A 16,615-nucleotide genomic window follows, 5' to 3' on the forward strand; every position below is an offset into this window, starting at 1 on the left:
CCTGCGGGCGGATTGGGGCCGAAATGCGATGCACTTGGGAATTTTTCATGATCAGGAAACGCTCTGTTTCCAGCGCGACACTCCCGACCCATGCTGCAGAATTCGGCCTCAGAACTTGGTGTCCGGCCCCGACGGGGTGATCCGGCGTTTCAGCATCGCCTCGCGCAGCGTGATGAACAGCACCGAGCCGATGATCACCAGCCCGCCCGCGACCACGAAAGGATCCACCGGCTCGGCAAAGAACAGCGCCCCGATGGTGATCGACCAGACCAGCTGCAGGAAGGTGATGGGCTGGGTGACGGTGACCGGGGCATTGGCGAAGGCCAGCACCATCGCGTAGTGCCCGCCGGTGGCGAAGGCGGCTGTGGCAAAAAGGATCGCCGCGTCGGTCCAGCTTGGCCAGACCCAGACCGACAGCGCGAAGGGAAACAGCCCCAGCGTCACCGAGATCGACAGCAGCGCCAGCGCCACGGCGGGCGACAGCTCGTCGGTGATGATCTTGGCGATGAGATAGGAGATGGCGAACATCATGGACGTCCCGAGCATGGCGAAATGCCCCGGATCAAGCTCTCGGAACCCCGGTCGCAGGATCAGCAGCGCGCCGCCAAGCGCCGCGACGATCGCCAGCATCCGGCGCAGCGCAAGCCGCTCTCCCAGCACCAGCACCGCCAGCACCGTCACATAGATCGGCGTGAGGTAGTTCATCGCCGTGACCTCGGCGAGCGGGATGCGCGACATGGCGAAGAACCAGCAGATCACCCCAAGCGTCTGCGCCGCGCCGCGCAGCGCCGACAGGCGCCACTGGCGGCCCGTCATCCGCAGATCGCGCAGCGCGCGCCACGCCGGGATCAGAAACACCAGCCCGAAGAGATAGCGCAGGAAGGCCGATTCCGCCGCAGGCACCCGTCCTTCCAGCAGCTTGACTGTGACGGTCACCGCCACGAAGCAGAGCCCCGTGACGACCATGAAGAGGATGCCCCGCACCGGGTTCGATTGCTTCGTGCTCATGCGCTCTTTGGTAGCCCGCCCAGCGTCAGGCGCAAGGGGCCGCGCTCATCCCAGCAGCAGCTTGAGGGCAATCGCCCACATGGTCAGGCCGATCCCGAGGTCCAGCACCCGCCACGCGACGGGCCGCGCAAAGACCGGCGCCAGAAGCCGCGCGCCAAAGCCAAGCGCGAAGAAGAAGATGACGGACGCCGTCACCGCCCCTGCCCCGAACGCCAGCCGGTCGGGATATTGCGCCGAGACCGCGCCCAGCAGCATCACCGTGTCGAGATAGACATGCGGGTTCAGCCACGTCAGCGCGAGGCAGGTCAGCACCGCGCGGCGCAACGTGCCATTGCCCGGAGCCTCTTCGGCCCGCAGCGCGCCGCCACCGCGCCACGCCGAGAGCAGCGTGCGCGCGCCGTAGCACGTCAGGAAAGCGGCGCCGAGCCAGCGCATGGCGGTCTCCAGCCCCGGCAGCTGCGCCGCCAGAAGGCCAAAACCGGTGACGCCCGCGACGATCAGCACTGCGTCCGACAGCGCGCAGACCAGCACCACCGGCAGCACATGCGCGCGGCGCAGCCCCTGCCGCAGCACAAACGCATTCTGCGCCCCGATCGCCACGATCAGCGAAAGCCCAAGGGCGAACCCGGCAGCTGCTGCCTGCATGATGTCTCTCCGTTTTTTAGCGTTGCAGCCCGGCTAACACGCGGCGTTTCAGAAAGACTAGTTAAACAATCTGCGGCTAGTTAAGATGGGCTAATGCAGTACGATCCCTCTCAACTCGCCGCGCTGGAGGCGGTGCTTCGGCTTGGCAGCTTCGACGCTGCGGCGCGGCAGCTCAGCGTCACCCCCTCGGCGATCTCGCAACGCATCAAGGCGCTGGAGGACCGCGCGGGCGCGGCGCTGGTGATCCGCGCCACGCCCTGCACCGCCACGCCCGCCGGTGCGCGCCTCGCGCGGCACGCCTCGGAGGTGGCGCTGCTCGAGGCGGCGCTGGCGCATGATCTCGGTCATGATCTGGGACAGATGGCGCCGCATGCCCGGCTGCGGCTGGCGGTGAATGCCGACAGCCTCGGGACGTGGCTTCTGCCCGCGCTGACCGGGCTGGAGATGCTGTTCGAGATCGTACTGGACGATCAGGCGTTCTCGGCCGATTGGCTGCGGCGCGGAGAGGTGTCGGCGGCGATCTGCGACCACGCCCGCCCGGTGCAGGGATGCGATGCGGTGCCGCTGGGCCGGATGCGCTATCTGGCGACCTGCTCGCCAGAGTTCCACGCGCGCTATTTCCCGCAGGGCCCGACGCTGGAGGCATTTGCCCGCGCGCCGCTGCTGCAGTTTGACGGCAAGGACGCGCTGCAGCACGACTGGCTGCGGCGGGTGACCGGCGAGGCGCTGCTGCCCCCCACGCATCGCATCCCCTCGACCCAAGGCTTTGTAGAGGCCGCGCGGCTGGGGCTGGGATGGGGGCTGAACCCCGAACATCTCGCCGCGCCGCTGCTGGCGAGCGGAGACCTCGTCTCGCTCGCCCCCGAACAACCCGAAGAGATCGCGCTGCACTGGCAGGTGAACCGGCTGGTCTCTGGCGCGCTGGCGCCGCTCACCCGCGCGGTGCGGGCGCAGGCGCGTCAGGCGCTCTTGCCGTCCTGATCCGGGGTTTCGACCTCATGCAGACCGATGGCAATGACGCCGCCGATGAGGCTCAGCACCGCAAAGCCCGCCAGCGCCGCCACCGGGCCGATCACCGCCAGACCGCCGCCGAGCGCGCCGGTCAGCAACAGCAGCCCGCCGATCAGCGTGTTGGCAAGCGCGGCATAGCTGGCGCGGCCCTCTTCCGGTGCCATGTCCACGAGATAGGTCGAGCGCCCCTGCCGCACGCCTTGGTAAGAGATCAGCAGCGCAAAAAGCAGCACCGGTGTCACCCAGACCGGATCGGTCCAGCCCAGCAGCGCCGCCACAACCGCAAGCGCCATCGCCGCGGCCCCGGCAAATCCCGACAGCATCAGCACCTTGCGCGACGAGCGGTCGGCCAGCCGCCCCCAGACCCAGCTCGACACGAAGGCCGCCAGCGCCGAGGCCAGCACCATGGCACCGAGCTTTTGCAGCGCGCCCTCATGCTGTTCGAGCAGCACCAGATAGGGCGGCGCCAGCGAGGTCACGGTCAGCGCACCGCGACAGGCGATGAAGCGGCGGAACTGCGGGTCTTCGCGCAGCGGCGACAGATCAATGTGCCGCGCTTCGGTCTCGGGCGCGCTGTCCTCTTCCTCGAGGGTCGAGAACAGCGCCGCCGCGCCAAGCCAGAGCGCCGCGGCGATGCCGATGGCCACCGCGATGGGCGGCACGTCCTGCAAGAGGCCCGACATCAGCAGCAGCGCAAAGACCACCACCCCGGCAGAGGCGACCGATCCCGCCGTGCCGGTGATCGAACCGCGCCGGGTTTTCGCAACGGTCTTGCCCAGAACGTCCTTGTAGCTCACCGAGGCGGCGGCGCGCGACAGCGCCAGCAGCCCGAGCAGCACGCATAGCGCGATCCCGGCAGCCACCCCCTGCAGGGTCAGCGCCACGACGACCATGGCCGCCGCCGCAAGCCCCTGCCCGACCGAGCCCGCGACCCAGACCCATTTGCGCTGTTTCGAGCGCCGCACCACGCCCGCAAGCAGCAGCTGCGGCAGCAGCGCCCCCGCCTCGCGGATCGGCACCAGCAGCCCGGTGATCGCCGCCGGAGCGCCGAGCGTCTGCGCCAGCCACGTCAGAACCAGCTTGGGATTGATCAGCCCGTCGGCGAGCTTGGTCATCGACAGCGAGGCCACATGACGCAGCCCGTTGCGGGCCTCGGAGGGCGGCGCCCCGTCCTCGCCTTCGGTGAGGGTGTCGTAGAGCCGCGTCTCGTCGATATGGGTCATGTCTCTGTGCCTGCCGCTGTTGCCATGTCGGTGGGTCTGGGCCGGTGGGTCCGGCAGGAGAACGCGGCAGCGCATCGGCAGGTTCCCGCCGGGCCGCGCCTTTCAGCCGATGCTGCGCGCGAGCACGCGGCTGATGGTGGTCAGCGGCTGGCCGCCTTGCTCTGCCCAGAGGTTGAACGCCCCCTGCACCGCCGCCATCGCCCGGCGGGAGGTCGGCGCCTTGTCGATCACCCCTTCGGCGATCAGCCGCCCCACCACGTCGCGGCTGAGCACATAGCCATCCTTGCCCACGGCGCGCAGCATATAGGCGCCGGTGTTGCCGCCGAGACGCGCGCCGCCGCGCTTGAGCCAATCGAGCAGCCCGTCGAACTCGCTGACCGGCCAATCGGCAATACGGCGGGCGAAACTGCCATGCTCGGCGGCGGTGTCGAGGATGAACACGGCGTTGTCGCGGATCGCGGTGATCTTCGGCCCCGAGCGGATCACCCGCCGGTCCGACAGAAGCGCATCCAGCGCCTCACCTTCGATCATCGAGACCGGGCCCGGTTCGAAATCGTGGAAGGCCTCGGTGATGCCGGGCCATTTGGCGTCGACCACCTTCCAGCTGATCCCGGCCTGAAAGATGCCGCGGGCCATGGCCGCAAGGAAGCGCGCGTCAGGCAGTGCGGCGATCTCTTCGGGCGACAGCGGCGCGGGAATGTCGGCAAGCGCCGCGTCGCGCCCGCCATGGCGCTCGGCGGCGATTTGAAGGATGTCGTCGAATGTGCGCATGGAGATCTCCGTGAACCTTGGCCAGCGTGGCGCATCGCCAAGCGCTTGCCTAGCCCTTCGGACTTGATGGCTACGGTGATGTAGGGGGCTCTGCCCCCGCCGCGGCTGCGCCGCGACTCCCCCGGCGTATTTAGAAAGAGAAGAAGCACCCTTGGCTTGACAGCCCTACCCGCGGGCGCCACAAGGCGGCACGACATATAACCCGCAACCGGGCGTTCCGTGGGCGCCAGACCGACGAGGAGACTAGGCCAATGAGCCAGATTTCCCTGACATTTCCTGATGGTAACGCGCGTGAATTCGAGCAGGGTGTGACCCCTGCCGAGGTCGCTGCCGCCATCTCCAAGAGCCTGTCCAAAAAGGCCATCTCCGCCACCGTAAACGGCGCGCATTGGGACCTGCAGTGGCCCATCGACGCCGACAGCACGATCGCGATCCACACCCTGCAGGACGAAGAGCAGGCGCTCGAGCTGATCCGCCACGATCTGGCGCACGTCATGGCGCGCGCGGTGCAGGCGATCTGGCCCGACACCAAGGTCACCATCGGCCCGGTCACCGAATACGGCTGGTTCTACGATTTTGACCGCGCCGAGCCCTTCACTCCCGAGGATCTGGGGCAGATCGAGGCGAAGATGAAAGAGATCATCGCCGCCCGTGACGAGGTGAAGACCGAGATCTGGGACCGCGACCGCGCGCGCAAGTTCTACGAGGACAGCGGCGAGGGCTACAAAGTCGAGCTGGTGGACCGCATCCCCGAAGGTGCGCCGATCCGTATGTACTGGCACGGTGAGTGGCAGGACCTCTGCCGCGGCCCGCACCTGCAGCACACCGGGCAGCTGCCCGCCGACGCCTTCAAGCTGATGGGCGTCTCGGGGGCCTATTGGTTCGGCGACACCTCGCGCCCGATGCTGCAGCGGATCACCGGCGTGGCCTTCCGCAACCGCGACGAGCTGAAGAAATACCTCAACTTCCTTGAGGAAGCCGCCAAGCGCGATCACCGCAAGCTGGGCCGCGAGATGGATCTGTTCCACCTGCAGCCGGAAGCGCCGGGGCAGATCTTCTGGCACCCCAATGGCTGGAAAATCTACACCACGCTGCAGGACTACATGCGCCGCCGCCAAGAGCGGGACGGCTATGTGGAGGTGAACACGCCGCAGGTTGTGGACCGTAAGCTGTGGGAAGCCTCGGGCCACTGGGACAACTATCAGGAGAACATGTTCATCGTCGAAGTGGACGAGGAACATGCCCGCGAGAAGGCGATCAACGCGCTCAAGCCGATGAACTGCCCGTGCCACGTGCAGGTGTTCAATCAGGGCCTGAAGTCCTACCGCGACCTGCCGCTGCGCATGGCCGAGTTCGGCTCGTGCAACCGCTACGAGCCCTCGGGTGCGCTGCACGGCATCATGCGGGTGCGCGGTTTCACCCAAGACGACGCGCATATCTTCTGCACCGACGCGCAGATCGAGGCGGAGACCAAGAAGTTCATCGAGTTCCTTGCGTCGATCTATTCCGATCTGGGCTTCGAGAACTGGACGATCAAGCTCTCGACCCGCCCCGAAAAGCGCATCGGCTCGGACGAAAGCTGGGACCGCACCGAGGCGGCGCTTGGCGATGCCTGCAAGGCCGCGGGCTACGATTTCGAGCTGCAGGAAGGCGAAGGCGCCTTCTACGGCCCGAAGCTGGAGTTCACCCTGACCGACGCGATCGGCCGGGATTGGCAGTGCGGCACGCTGCAGGTGGACCCCAACCTGCCCGAGCGTCTGGATGCGTCCTACATCGGCCAAGATGGCGAGAAGCACCGCCCCGTCATGCTGCACCGCGCCGTGCTGGGCAGCTTCGAGCGGTTCATCGGCATCCTGATCGAGGAACACGCCGGCAAGCTGCCGTTCTGGCTCGCGCCGCGGCAGGTGGTGGTCGCCTCGATCACCTCCGAGGCGGATGACTATGTGAACGAGGTCGTCGCGGCGCTGCGCGATGCGGGTGTGCGGGCCGAGGCCGACACGCGCAACGAGAAGATCAACTACAAGGTGCGCGAGCACTCGGTCGGCAAAGTGCCGGTGATCCTTGCCGTGGGTCACCGCGAGGTTGAGGAACGCACGGTCACCGTGCGCCGCCTTGGCGAGAAGCAGACCCAGGTGCAGGCGCTCGACGAGCTGATCGCGGCGCTGTCGCTGGATGCCACCGCGCCCGATCTGCGCTGAGCTGTTCAGTTCGTGACATGAGAAAGCCCCGGGCACAGGCCCGGGGCTTTTTTCGTCGCGGTGCCGGTGCAATGAGAGCCGAGCGTTCGCTGGCCCGGCGGCTTCGCCTTGGCTCCGGGCGAAACCCTCAGCCTGCCAGCGCCGCCTGCACGTCCTTGGTCCAGCCCAGATACATGCTGTCGCCGTCCACGATGAGCGGGCGTTTCATCAGCGTCGGATGGTCGGCCAGCAATTCCAGCGGCGGGCGCGCGCGCTCTGCCTCGTCCAGACCGCGCCATGTGGTCGAGCGGGTGTTCAGCAGCTTGTCGCCAAAACGGGCCTGCGCCGCTTCCAGCACATCGGTCGGCACACCGTCAGCGCGAACATCCAAAAATTCCGCCTGCGGCAGGGCTTTCACCGCCTTCCGGCAGGTATCGCAGGTCTTTAACCCGTAGATCAGCATACGCCATCTCCTTCATCTTCCCGGCACAATTTATTGCTTAATGCCGCAGGTGCGAAGCCTTTCGCTTGATTTTTGCAGGCACCATGCAACTCTTGGGTCGTGACCTTCGATGATCAGACCCGGAAAGTCAGGAAATCCGCTGGGACCGGCTTCCTTTCCCTGAGAGGCGAATGTGACGGGGCGCCCGCATTACGGGCAGAAACAGGAAAGTTGGAAGGAGCACGGAGACATGCCGAGCGGCACCGTGAAATGGTTCAATACCACCAAAGGCTACGGCTTCATCGCACCTGAAGAAGGCGGCAAGGACGTATTCGTCCATATCTCGGCTGTTGAGCGTTCTGGGCTCACCGGCCTCGCCGACAACCAGAAAGTGAGCTACGAGCTCAAGGAAGGTCGCGACGGACGCATGATGGCGTCTGACCTGAAAACTCTTTAAAAATCAAAATCTTCGAATCTGACCCTCCCCCTTCTTGGGGTCGGGTCCAATAAGTCTTTGCCTGCGCGTCGGCCTGCCCTGTGGCTCCGGCGCGTTTTGTTTTTTGGGCCCCTTTAACGCCTATTGCGCCTGCAGGCGGCGCGCCTCCTGCCCGGCCAGCCGGATCAGATCCTGCATATAGGGCTTTTCCAGATCCTCGCTGCGCGTCGCCGCATAGAGCCGCCGGGTGATCCCCGCTTCGGTCAGCGGGCGGGTGATATAATCGGAATTATACTTCACCTCGCGCACCACCCAATCCGGTAAAACTGAAACGCCGCGATTCGATGCAACCAATAGCAGAATCACCGCGGTGAGCTCCACTTGGCGAATCGCCGCCGGTTCGACCTTCGCCGGGCTCAGCAATTGCGAGAAGATATCGAGCCGCGAGCGCTCCACCGGATAGGTGATCAGCGTCTCGCCGCGGAAGTCCTGCGCCTCGATCCACGGTTTCTCGGCCAGCGGGTGCTGCGAGGAGGCGACAAAGACCGGATGGTACTCGAAGAGCGGGGTGAAGGTGATGCCCGGCAGGTCCTCGGGGTCGGAAGAGATCACCACATCGACCTCTTCCTTCATCAGCGCCGGAAGCGCGTCGAAGGCGAGGCCGGGGCGGATGTCCACATCCACGTCGCCCCAGCTTTTGCGAAAGCCCTCGAGCACCGGGAAAAGCCATTCGAAACAGGCGTGACACTCGATGGCGATATGCAGACGCCCCGCCGAGCCCTTGCGCAGACCGTCGAACTCGGCCAGCGCCGCATCCACCTGCGGCAGCACCTGATCCGCCAGCCGCAGCAGCCGCAGCCCCGCCGCCGAAAGCTTCATCGGCTTTGAACGGCGCACGAAAAGCTCCACCCCGGCCTGATCCTCCAGCCCCTTGATCTGGTGCGAAAGCGCCGATTGCGTTATGTTCAGCTGATCGGCGGCACGCGCGAGCCCCCCTGCTTCATGGATGGCTTTGATCGTGCGCAGGTGACGGAACTCGATGTGCATCTTCGCGTTCGCCTCATGTTGTTCTTGAGAAGTATGAGTTTGTCTCACGGACGCTCTTCTGTCACAAGGACCGAAATCCAAACTGGAGTCCCGGCCCATGACGCGCCCCGACATCTCATTCGAATTCTTCCCGCCCCGCAACATCGAGGCGACCTTCCGCCTGTGGGACACCGTGCAGGCGCTCTCGCCGCTGGGTCCGCGCTTTGTGTCGGTCACCTATGGCGCGGGCGGCACCACCCGCGAGCTGACCCGTGACGTGGTGGCGACGCTGCATAAGAACTCGGGCCTGAAGGTCGCCGCGCATCTCACCTGCGTCGACGCCACCCGCGAGGAAACGCTGGCCATCGCGCGCCAGTTCAAAGAGGCAGGTGTGAACGACATCGTTGCGCTGCGCGGCGACCCGCCCAAGGGCGCCAACGGCTTCACCCCGCACCCCGAGGGCTTCAACTCGTCGATCGAACTGATCGAAGCGCTGCGCGAGGCGGGCGATTTCAACATCCGCGTCGGCGCCTACCCCGACAAGCACCCCGAGGCGCCCACCGCCACGGCGGATGTGGAATACCTCAAGCGCAAGTTCGACGCGGGCGCATCCGAGGCGCTGACGCAGTTCTTCTTCGAGGCCGAGAGCTTCTTCCGCTTCCGCGACGAATGCGAGAAGGCCGGGATCGACAAACCGATCGTGCCGGGCATCCTGCCGATCGAGAACTGGAAGGGCGCGCGCCGCTTCGCCGAAGCCACCGGCACCAAGATCCCCGCTTGGGTGATCGAAGCCTTCGAGAAGGCCGAGCGTGACGACCGTCAGGACCTTTTGGCCACGGCAATGTGCACCGAACTGTGCAACGAGCTGATCGAAGGCGGCGTCGACAAGCTGCACTTCTATACGCTCAACCGCCCCGAGCTGACCCGCGACGTGTGCTACGCCCTTGGCGTGACGCCGGACAACAAGCTCGAGAACGTGGCCTGAGGGCATTTGCGAGCGCTGGACTGCGCCCGGGATCAAGGCGAAGCCGCCGGGCGAGCGCCGGCCCGTCCCGGCGGGCTGGCGCTTTTTCATCGTAGCACGGCGTTCGGTTTTCGCACGAACTTGGCCGAGATAAAGCGCAGACCTCACTCGTCGATGCGCCACCCCACGGGCCGGCGCTCGCCCGGCTCCCCCCGCTCTTAGCCTGTGTTGCACACTGCCTCTTTTCCACCCAATCCCCGCATCTTAGTCATTTCCTCGGCGCGGGCCTGTTCCCTTCCCCGATCCCATCGGCTTAACTGACCTCGGGGACAGAATAAGGAGCAGGGTTTGCGGCTGGCGGTTTTCACCGATCTCGACGGGACGCTGCTCGATCATGGCAGCTACTCCTATGCCGCGGCGCAGCCCGCCCTCAGCGCGCTGAAGGCGCGCGGCATCCCGCTGATCCTCGCCTCTTCCAAGACCGCAGCTGAAATCGCGCCGCTACATGCCGAGCTGGGCCTTGGCGACTGGCCCGCCATCGTCGAGAACGGCGCCGATCGGATCGCGCCCGGCGCGCTCTCCGAGGATGCGCCGGTTTACGCGAAACTGCGCGACGCGCTGGCAGCCCTTCCGGAACAGGCACAGCATTTCAAAGGCTTCGGCGATATGGACGCTGCCGAGGTGGCGCGGGTCACTGGCCTGCCCCTCGATGGCGCCGCTCTGGCCCGCAAACGGCGTTTCACCGAGCCCGGCCTCTGGTCCGGCAGCGAGGCCGAGCAGGATGACTTCCTTGCCGCGCTGGCCGAGCGAGGCATCCACGCCCGCAAGGGCGGCCGCTTTCTCACGCTGTCCTTCGGCGGCACCAAGGCGCAGCAAATGGCGGGCATCCTGCACGACCTGGGTTGCGACACCGCCATCGCGCTTGGCGACGCCCCCAATGACATCGAAATGATCGAGAGCGCCGATCATGGCGTCATCATCCGCAACGATCATGGCAACGGCATCCCGCCCTTGCCGGGCGAGCAGACGGGCCAAATCCGTCGCACCGCCCTGCCCGGCCCCGAGGGCTGGAACACCGCCATTCTTTCACTACTCGACGACCTCGGGCTCTAGGAGACTACCGCCATGGCCGACTTCCAGCAGAACGGCAATATTGCCCAGTTCCACAACCTGCGCTCGCGCCCCATCGAAGAGATGATCTACGAGCTCGAGACCTATGCGCAGAGCCGGAAAATCTCGCTGATCCTGCCCTCGCTCTTTTCCGAGCTTGAAGGCGACGCGCTGCCCAACATCCTGTCGGAACTGAGCAAGGTCACTTATCTGCACCGCATAGTCATCGGCCTCGACCGCGCCGATGAGGCGCAGTACCGCCACGCCCGCGAGTTCTTTTCGGTGCTGCCGCAGCAAACCACGGTGATCTGGAACGACAGCCCGCGCATGCTCGAGATCATGGGACGGCTGGAGGCGCTCGGCCTTGCGCCGCAGGAGCCCGGCAAGGGCAAGAACGTCTGGGGCTGCATGGGCTATCTCATCTCCTGCGCCGACAGTTCGGTCATGGCGATCCACGATTGCGATATCGTCACCTACACGCGCGAGCTTCTCGACCGGCTGGTCTACCCGGTGGCCAACCCCACTTTCAGCTATCAGCTGTCAAAGGGCTATTACCCGCGCGTCGGCGGCGGAAAGCTCAATGGCCGGGTCACCCGCCTGCTGGTCTCGCCGCTGCTGATCGCGCTCAAGCGCACCATCGGAGACCGCGATTACATCGACTACCTGCGCGCCTTCCGCTACCCGCTCTCGGGCGAGATGGCGCTGCGCACCGGCCTGCTGCCGGACCTGCGCATTCCCTCGGACTGGGGGCTCGAGATCGGCGTTCTGTCTGAGGCGTGGCGCAACCTTGGCCCGCGGCAGGTGTGTCAGGTCGAGATCGCCGACATCTACGACCACAAACATCAGGATCTGTCGCAGGAAGACGCCTCCAAAGGTCTGTCGCGCATGTCCGTCGACATCTGCAAGGCGATCTTCCGCAAGCTCGCCGCCGATGGCACGGTGTTCACCCCGCATGTCTTCCGAACGCTGAAGGCCACCTACTACCGCTCCGCGCTCGACCTGCTGGAGGCCTATTCGGCGGATGCCAAGATGAACGGCCTGACCATCGACCGCCACGCCGAAGAGCGCAGCATCGAGATGTTCGGCGAAAACATCGTGCGGGCCGGGCAGCTCTTTATCGAGAACCCGCAGGAGACGCCGTTCATTCCCACGTGGAACCGGGTGCATTCCGCCGACCCCTCGCTGCTGGCCGATTTCCGCGCAGCGGTGGCGGCAGATGAGGCCGAATTCGGCTGAAGCCCGCCGACCTCACGTCACAGTGATCACAGATCCCTTGCGACGTCGCGTCCTTCACCGGGACGTCGCATTGACCTCCCCTAACTCTCGTCCGAGTAGAGGATTTTTAGAGCCCTGCCCGCGCCGGACCTCCCATGCCCGGTGCCTCCCCGCGGGGTGCTTCAAATCGAGAGGAGGAGAAGAATGGGTCTCATTGGGATCATAGTGTCGCTTGGCCTGCTGATGTATCTGGCCTACCGCGGCATCAACGTGCTGATCCTGGCACCGCTTCTGGCCATGCTGGCCGTGCTGATGTCGGGCGGTCTGCCGGTTCTGGCCACCTATACGCAGGTCTTCATGAAGTCGCTCGGCGGCTACGTGATCACCTATTTCCCGCTGTTCCTGCTGGGCGCGATCTTCGGCAAGGTCATGGCCGATGGCGGCGCGGCACGGACCATCGCCGAGAAGATCGTCGAATGGGTCGGCGGTGACCGCGCGATCCTCGCCGTCGTTCTGGCCTGCGGCGTGCTCACCTTCGGCGGTGTGTCGCTCTTTGTGGTGGCCTTCGCCATCTACCCGATCGCCAACGCGCTGTTCCGCCGCGCTGATGTGCCCAAGCGCCTGCTGCCCGCAGCCATCGCGCTCGGCTCGTTCACCTTCACCATGACCGCCTTCCCCGGCACCCCGGCGATCCAGAACGCGATCCCGATCCCGTTCTTCGGCACCAACGTCTTTGCGGCGCCGCTGCTGGGCACGCTGGCGGGTCTGATCATGCTGGCGGGCGGCACGCTCTGGCTGAGCCGCCGCGCCAAGGCCGCGCAGGGCCGCGGCGAGGGCTACGGCACCCATGAGCGCACCGCGGCGGATTCCTCGCTGCCCGAGGATGCCGACCGCCCGGGCTTTGCCGCGGCGATCGCGCCGGTGATTGCGGTGATCGCGCTCAACGCGCTCTTCACCTATGTGGTGATCCCCAACATGTCCGCCGACTACCTCGCAGACCCGCAATACGGCGAGACCTCGCTGTCGCGCGTCGCAGGCATCTGGGCGATCATCGTGTCGCTGGTGGTCTCGATCATCCTCGCCGTGGCGCTGAACTGGCGCCGCTTCGCGGACGTGAAAGAGACGGTGAACAACGGTACGATGGGCTCGCTCCTGCCGATCTTCAACACTGCCTCCGAGGTCGGCTACGGCGCGGTCATCGCCTCGCTGCCCGCCTTCGGGCTGATCCGCGACGCCGTGCTGGGCCTCTTTCCCGAGAACCCGGTCGCCTCGCTGGCGGTGGCGGTGAACGTGCTTGCGGGCATCACCGGCTCGGCTTCGGGCGGCATGTCCATCGCGCTCAACGCGCTTGGCGAGCAATTCGCGGCCATGGGCATGGATCAGGGCGTCTCCATGGGGCTCATGCACCGGGTGACGGCGCTGTCCTCGGGCGGCTTTGACGCGCTGCCGCACAATGGCGCGGTGATCACCCTGCTGGCGATCACCGGCATGACCCATAAGAAGAGCTACGCCGATATCTTCGTGGTCGCCGTGGCGATCCCGGTCTTCGCGACGATCACCGTGATCGTGCTGGGCTCGCTGGGTCTCTGACGCAGCGCACGGATGACTGAGAAAGGGGCGCCGCTGGCGCCCCTTTTTTCATGCCTCGGTCTGATCCTCCCGCGCGCCCGCCTTGCGGGTCTTGCGCCGCCCGTAGGTGGCCACGCGCCAGATGTAGACGCCGACGATCCCCACGACGACGGCGGTGGACACCGGGTCGAGCCAGCCCGCCACCAGTCCGTATTGCGAGCCCAGCAGGAACCCCGCGAAGGCCAGAAACGCGGTCCAACTGACCGTGCCCACCGCCGAGAAAGCCATGAAGCTCGCCAGCGGCATCCGCGCCACGCCCGCAGGCACCGAAATGAAGGTGCGCACCGTCGGGATCAGCCGCCCGATAAGCACCGCGCTGCCGCCATGGCGCGTGAACCAATCGTTGGAGCGGTCGAGGTCTTCGGGAAGAATGGTGAGCCAGCGGCCATGTTTCGCGGCCAGCCGCTTCAGCCGGTGCGTGCCCAGCCTGCGCCCGATCCAGTACCAGAACAGCGCCCCGGCGAGCGAGCCGATCGAGCCCGCGACGATCACCCAGAAGAGATGCTCGGTCCCGGCGGCGGCGTTGAACCCACCCAGCGGCATGATCAGTTCGGACGGGATCGGCGGGAAGACGTTTTCGAGAAACATCAGCAAACCGATGCCGAACGCCCCTACCGCGTCAATGAACCCCGAGATCCAGTCGAACATGCCACCCTCCAGACGTTTGCACAGGTCAACGCGCGAAAACGCCCGAAGGTTCACCGCCCGCTTCGTCTAGACACAAATATCCCGGGGGAATCCGCCACCGGCGGACGGGGGCAGCGCCCCCTTGAGACCCCTACCCTTGGTTCGAGATCCAGCGGCACTGATAGGGCGCCAATGTCACCGGCCCGGCCTCGATGGTCTCACCCGACAGCAGGTCGACCCAATGCTCGTCGGCGATCAGGTTCAGCCCCTCGTGCGGGATCACCACCTCTTCGTCCGAGCAATTGTGCAACGCAAAGATCGACTGCGAGCGGTCCAGCGATTGCCGCCACAGGCCGAACACCCGCTCGTCGAGATTGAGCGTGAACTGCGTCGCGTTGGGATGGAAGCCCGCCTGCTCGGCGCGCAGCCGCAGCCGGTCCGACAGCATCTCCAGCACCTGCGCATGCACGGTCTCTGGATCATCGAGGTAGGCGTTGAGCTGCCCATAGTCCCAGCGGTGGCGGTTGATCGCGCGGTTCATCCCGCGCCGCTGCACCGCCTCGAGATCATTGGGCGTGCCCAGCATCGAGTGGATGTAAAAGGCCGGGATCCCCTCCAGCGACATGACGATGGTCTGCGAGCACAGGAACCGCGGCAGATGCTGGTCATCCTCGCCCTTATAGGTGCGCGCCATGGCGGCAAAGAAGGCGCAGTTGAGCTCATAGACGCTCTCGCCGCCGCCGGGCAGCGAGCGCATAGAGGCCAGCCCGCCCAGTTCCTTGGCGGTGTCGATGACCTTGCCCACTTCCTCAGGCGGCAGCAGCCCCTCGGCCGGGCGCATGCCGATGCCGTCGTGCGACGCGGTGAAGTTGAGATAGGCGCAGCCCAGCGGCGCGGGCGGCATGGCACGCTGCCAGTCGTTGAGATATTTCGCCGTCCCCGCCATCATCGCGTGCAGCACCAGCGGCGGCAGCGGGAAGTTGTAGACCATATGCGCTTCGTTGCGGTGGCCGAAATACGAGAGGTTCTCGGCCTTCGGCACATTGGTCTCGGTCAGCAGGATGACGCTTTCGGTGGCGTAATCCATCAGCAGCCGCAGCAGGCGGATCACCGCGTGGGTCTGCGGCAGGTGGATGCAGTTGGTGCCGATCTCCTTCCACAGGAAGGCCACCGCGTCGAGCCGGATGATCCGCACGCCATTGTCCACATGCAGGCGGATGATGCGCAGGATCTCCAGCAGCACCTCGGGGTTGCGGAAGTCGAGGTCGATCTGGTCGTGGCTGAAGGTGCACCAGACATAGCGCGTGCCCATCGCCGTCTCGACCTCCTGCAGCAGCGGCGTCGTGCGCGGGCGCACCACCATCGACACATCGTCGTCGGGCGAGGCCTCGAAGAAGAATTCGTCAAACGGCTTCTGCCCCTGCCGGTAGGCGTTGAACCACACCCCCTGCGAAGAGACGTGGTTGAGCACCAGATCCGACATCAGGTGAAACTCGTCGCCGATGCGGGTGATGTCCACCCAGTCGCCAAGCTGCGGGTTCACCTTGCGATAGTCGGTCACCGCAAAGCCGTCGTCAGAGGTGAAGGGGAAGAACGGCAGAACATGCACGCCGTTGACCACGCCCTTCATCCGGCTGCGCAGGAAGTGGTTCATCAAATCGAGCGGCTTGTGGCTGCCGTCGATCAGACTGTCGCCATAAGTGATCAGCACCGCATCTTTTTGCGACCACAGATTGTTGCCCGGTTTGCGCGGCTGTCGGCGCCGGCTCTTGTTCTCGGGCCAGAAGGCGTCGATGACCTGACTGGACAGGATGTCGGCATTGAGATCGGGATAGATGAAATGCAGAAGTTCTGAAAGGCGGGCGCTGAAGGAAGTTTCGGTCATGAAAACGTGTCTCGACGGGTCCGGGTTTGCAGGCCGGGAAGCCGAGAGGACGGCACGGACTTCCGGGCACTTTCCCTTGGGGTAAGGCCTCCTTCCCTATTTCACAAGCGGTTAGTCCGCAAACACACCTCTGAGGTGCATCTTCCCGCATCGCCGCCGCCCGCGCATTGGGCAGCGACGCGGCCTGCCCGCCGCCTGCCCTATGCCGCGCAGGCGGGCAGGAGTTTCCGATGACGTCCCTGTCGCATCTGCCGAGAAACATGTCGCCCCGGCACCGCGCAAGCGCAGAAAGTTGCGCTTTGATGGCGCGGTATTCCGCTTGACCTCCCCCGGCGCAGGCGGCAGCGACATCCCCAGACAGACCTTCGGGAAAGAAACGGACCGATCATGAGCTCCTCCTACGCCCTCACCGTGCAATGCCCCTCGACCCGCGGCATCGTCGCCGC

The 16,615-nt window shown here is 65.7% G+C and carries 15 protein-coding genes; 7 read left to right on the forward strand and 8 right to left on the reverse strand.

Annotated elements, in window-relative coordinates; genetic code table 11:
• Window positions 1-108: 108 nt before the first annotated feature.
• On the reverse strand, window positions 109-1,008 hold the full coding sequence (locus G0A00_RS17345) for a DMT family transporter (RefSeq protein WP_235953209.1): 900 nt from the start codon (window positions 1,006-1,008) through the stop codon (window positions 109-111).
• Between the two features lie 45 nt (window positions 1,009-1,053).
• A complete protein-coding gene (locus G0A00_RS17350; RefSeq protein ID WP_164183896.1) occupies window positions 1,054-1,653 on the reverse strand; it encodes a LysE/ArgO family amino acid transporter in 600 nt (199 codons plus the stop codon).
• 93 nt (window positions 1,654-1,746) lie between these two features.
• On the opposite strand from G0A00_RS17350, the gene G0A00_RS17355 reads away from it, so the two are divergent.
• Window positions 1,747-2,634, forward strand: coding sequence for a LysR family transcriptional regulator ArgP (locus G0A00_RS17355; protein WP_164183894.1), 888 nt, complete (start codon window positions 1,747-1,749; stop codon window positions 2,632-2,634).
• Here the strand turns inward: G0A00_RS17355 and G0A00_RS17360 are convergent.
• Entirely contained in the window at window positions 2,613-3,887 is a 1,275-nt protein-coding gene (locus G0A00_RS17360) for an MFS transporter (RefSeq protein WP_164183892.1), read from the reverse strand. The genes G0A00_RS17355 and G0A00_RS17360 overlap by 22 nt on opposite strands.
• Before the next feature lie 102 nt (window positions 3,888-3,989).
• Window positions 3,990-4,658: a DNA-3-methyladenine glycosylase I gene (locus tag G0A00_RS17365; RefSeq protein ID WP_164183890.1), complete on the reverse strand. Its 669-nt coding sequence runs from the start codon at window positions 4,656-4,658 to the stop codon at window positions 3,990-3,992.
• 251 nt (window positions 4,659-4,909) lie between these two features.
• Here G0A00_RS17365 and thrS point away from each other — a divergent pair, with 251 nt between their 5' ends.
• Window positions 4,910-6,856 carry a threonine--tRNA ligase gene (thrS, locus tag G0A00_RS17370; RefSeq protein ID WP_164183888.1) on the forward strand — a complete coding sequence of 649 codons (1,947 nt, stop codon included), beginning with the start codon at window positions 4,910-4,912 and terminating at the stop codon, window positions 6,854-6,856.
• A gap of 127 nt (window positions 6,857-6,983) precedes the next feature.
• Here thrS and G0A00_RS17375 read toward each other — a convergent pair whose 3' ends face one another.
• Window positions 6,984-7,298: an arsenate reductase family protein gene (locus G0A00_RS17375; protein WP_066105727.1), complete on the reverse strand. Its 315-nt coding sequence runs from the start codon at window positions 7,296-7,298 to the stop codon at window positions 6,984-6,986.
• 229 nt (window positions 7,299-7,527) lie between these two features.
• Between G0A00_RS17375 and G0A00_RS17380 the strand changes: the two genes are divergently transcribed.
• A complete protein-coding gene (locus G0A00_RS17380; RefSeq protein ID WP_008885598.1) occupies window positions 7,528-7,734 on the forward strand; it encodes a cold-shock protein in 207 nt (68 codons plus the stop codon).
• 120 nt (window positions 7,735-7,854) lie between these two features.
• On the opposite strand, the gene G0A00_RS17385 is transcribed toward G0A00_RS17380, so the two are convergent.
• Complete coding sequence (locus G0A00_RS17385) at window positions 7,855-8,760, reverse strand: LysR family transcriptional regulator (protein ID WP_066105724.1); 906 nt, start codon at window positions 8,758-8,760, stop codon at window positions 7,855-7,857.
• 97 nt (window positions 8,761-8,857) lie between these two features.
• Between G0A00_RS17385 and metF the strand changes: the two genes are divergently transcribed.
• The 4 genes from metF (at window position 8,858) to G0A00_RS17405 (ending at window position 13,618) form a co-directional block, all read left to right on the forward strand.
• Window positions 8,858-9,724, forward strand: coding sequence for a methylenetetrahydrofolate reductase [NAD(P)H] (gene metF, locus G0A00_RS17390; protein ID WP_164183886.1), 867 nt, complete (start codon window positions 8,858-8,860; stop codon window positions 9,722-9,724).
• Window positions 9,725-10,051: 327 nt separating this feature from the next.
• Window positions 10,052-10,816, forward strand: coding sequence for a mannosyl-3-phosphoglycerate phosphatase (locus tag G0A00_RS17395; RefSeq protein ID WP_164183884.1), 765 nt, complete (start codon window positions 10,052-10,054; stop codon window positions 10,814-10,816).
• 12 nt (window positions 10,817-10,828) lie between these two features.
• Window positions 10,829-12,049 (forward strand): glycosyl transferase, encoded by a 1,221-nt coding sequence (locus G0A00_RS17400; RefSeq protein ID WP_164183882.1) that lies wholly within the window; start codon window positions 10,829-10,831, stop codon window positions 12,047-12,049.
• Window positions 12,050-12,232: 183 nt separating this feature from the next.
• Window positions 12,233-13,618: a GntP family permease gene (locus G0A00_RS17405; RefSeq protein WP_164183880.1), complete on the forward strand. Its 1,386-nt coding sequence runs from the start codon at window positions 12,233-12,235 to the stop codon at window positions 13,616-13,618.
• Between the two features lie 48 nt (window positions 13,619-13,666).
• Here G0A00_RS17405 and G0A00_RS17410 read toward each other — a convergent pair whose 3' ends face one another.
• Together G0A00_RS17410 and G0A00_RS17415 are read right to left on the reverse strand one after the other, a co-directional pair.
• The gene (locus tag G0A00_RS17410; protein WP_164183878.1) at window positions 13,667-14,305 is read right to left on the reverse strand and encodes a DedA family protein; all 639 of its coding nucleotides are present in this window, start codon (window positions 14,303-14,305) and stop codon (window positions 13,667-13,669) included.
• 130 nt (window positions 14,306-14,435) lie between these two features.
• Window positions 14,436-16,169, reverse strand: coding sequence for an alpha-amylase family glycosyl hydrolase (locus G0A00_RS17415; RefSeq protein ID WP_164183876.1), 1,734 nt, complete (start codon window positions 16,167-16,169; stop codon window positions 14,436-14,438).
• Window positions 16,170-16,615 lie beyond the last annotated feature (446 nt).

Source organism: Salipiger sp. PrR002, from assembly GCF_010500775.1.
Classification (GTDB): Bacteria; Pseudomonadota; Alphaproteobacteria; order Rhodobacterales; family Rhodobacteraceae; genus Salipiger.

Excerpts from the sequence above, each read along its gene's own strand:
- G0A00_RS17345 (WP_235953209.1), bottom strand. The coding sequence starts at position 1,008 with ATGAGCACGAAGCAATCGAACCCGGTGCGGGGCATCCTCTTCATGGTC.
- G0A00_RS17350 (WP_164183896.1), bottom strand. The coding sequence starts at position 1,653 with ATGCAGGCAGCAGCTGCCGGGTTCGCCCTTGGGCTTTCGCTGATCGTG.
- G0A00_RS17355 (WP_164183894.1), top strand. The coding sequence starts at position 1,747 with ATGCAGTACGATCCCTCTCAACTCGCCGCGCTGGAGGCGGTGCTTCGG.
- G0A00_RS17360 (WP_164183892.1), bottom strand. The coding sequence starts at position 3,887 with ATGACCCATATCGACGAGACGCGGCTCTACGACACCCTCACCGAAGGC.
- G0A00_RS17365 (WP_164183890.1), bottom strand. The coding sequence starts at position 4,658 with ATGCGCACATTCGACGACATCCTTCAAATCGCCGCCGAGCGCCATGGC.
- thrS (WP_164183888.1), top strand. The coding sequence starts at position 4,910 with ATGAGCCAGATTTCCCTGACATTTCCTGATGGTAACGCGCGTGAATTC.
- G0A00_RS17375 (WP_066105727.1), bottom strand. The coding sequence starts at position 7,298 with ATGCTGATCTACGGGTTAAAGACCTGCGATACCTGCCGGAAGGCGGTG.
- G0A00_RS17380 (WP_008885598.1), top strand. The coding sequence starts at position 7,528 with ATGCCGAGCGGCACCGTGAAATGGTTCAATACCACCAAAGGCTACGGC.
- G0A00_RS17385 (WP_066105724.1), bottom strand. The coding sequence starts at position 8,760 with ATGCACATCGAGTTCCGTCACCTGCGCACGATCAAAGCCATCCATGAA.
- metF (WP_164183886.1), top strand. The coding sequence starts at position 8,858 with ATGACGCGCCCCGACATCTCATTCGAATTCTTCCCGCCCCGCAACATC.
- G0A00_RS17400 (WP_164183882.1), top strand. The coding sequence starts at position 10,829 with ATGGCCGACTTCCAGCAGAACGGCAATATTGCCCAGTTCCACAACCTG.
- G0A00_RS17405 (WP_164183880.1), top strand. The coding sequence starts at position 12,233 with ATGGGTCTCATTGGGATCATAGTGTCGCTTGGCCTGCTGATGTATCTG.
- G0A00_RS17410 (WP_164183878.1), bottom strand. The coding sequence starts at position 14,305 with ATGTTCGACTGGATCTCGGGGTTCATTGACGCGGTAGGGGCGTTCGGC.
- G0A00_RS17415 (WP_164183876.1), bottom strand. The coding sequence starts at position 16,169 with ATGACCGAAACTTCCTTCAGCGCCCGCCTTTCAGAACTTCTGCATTTC.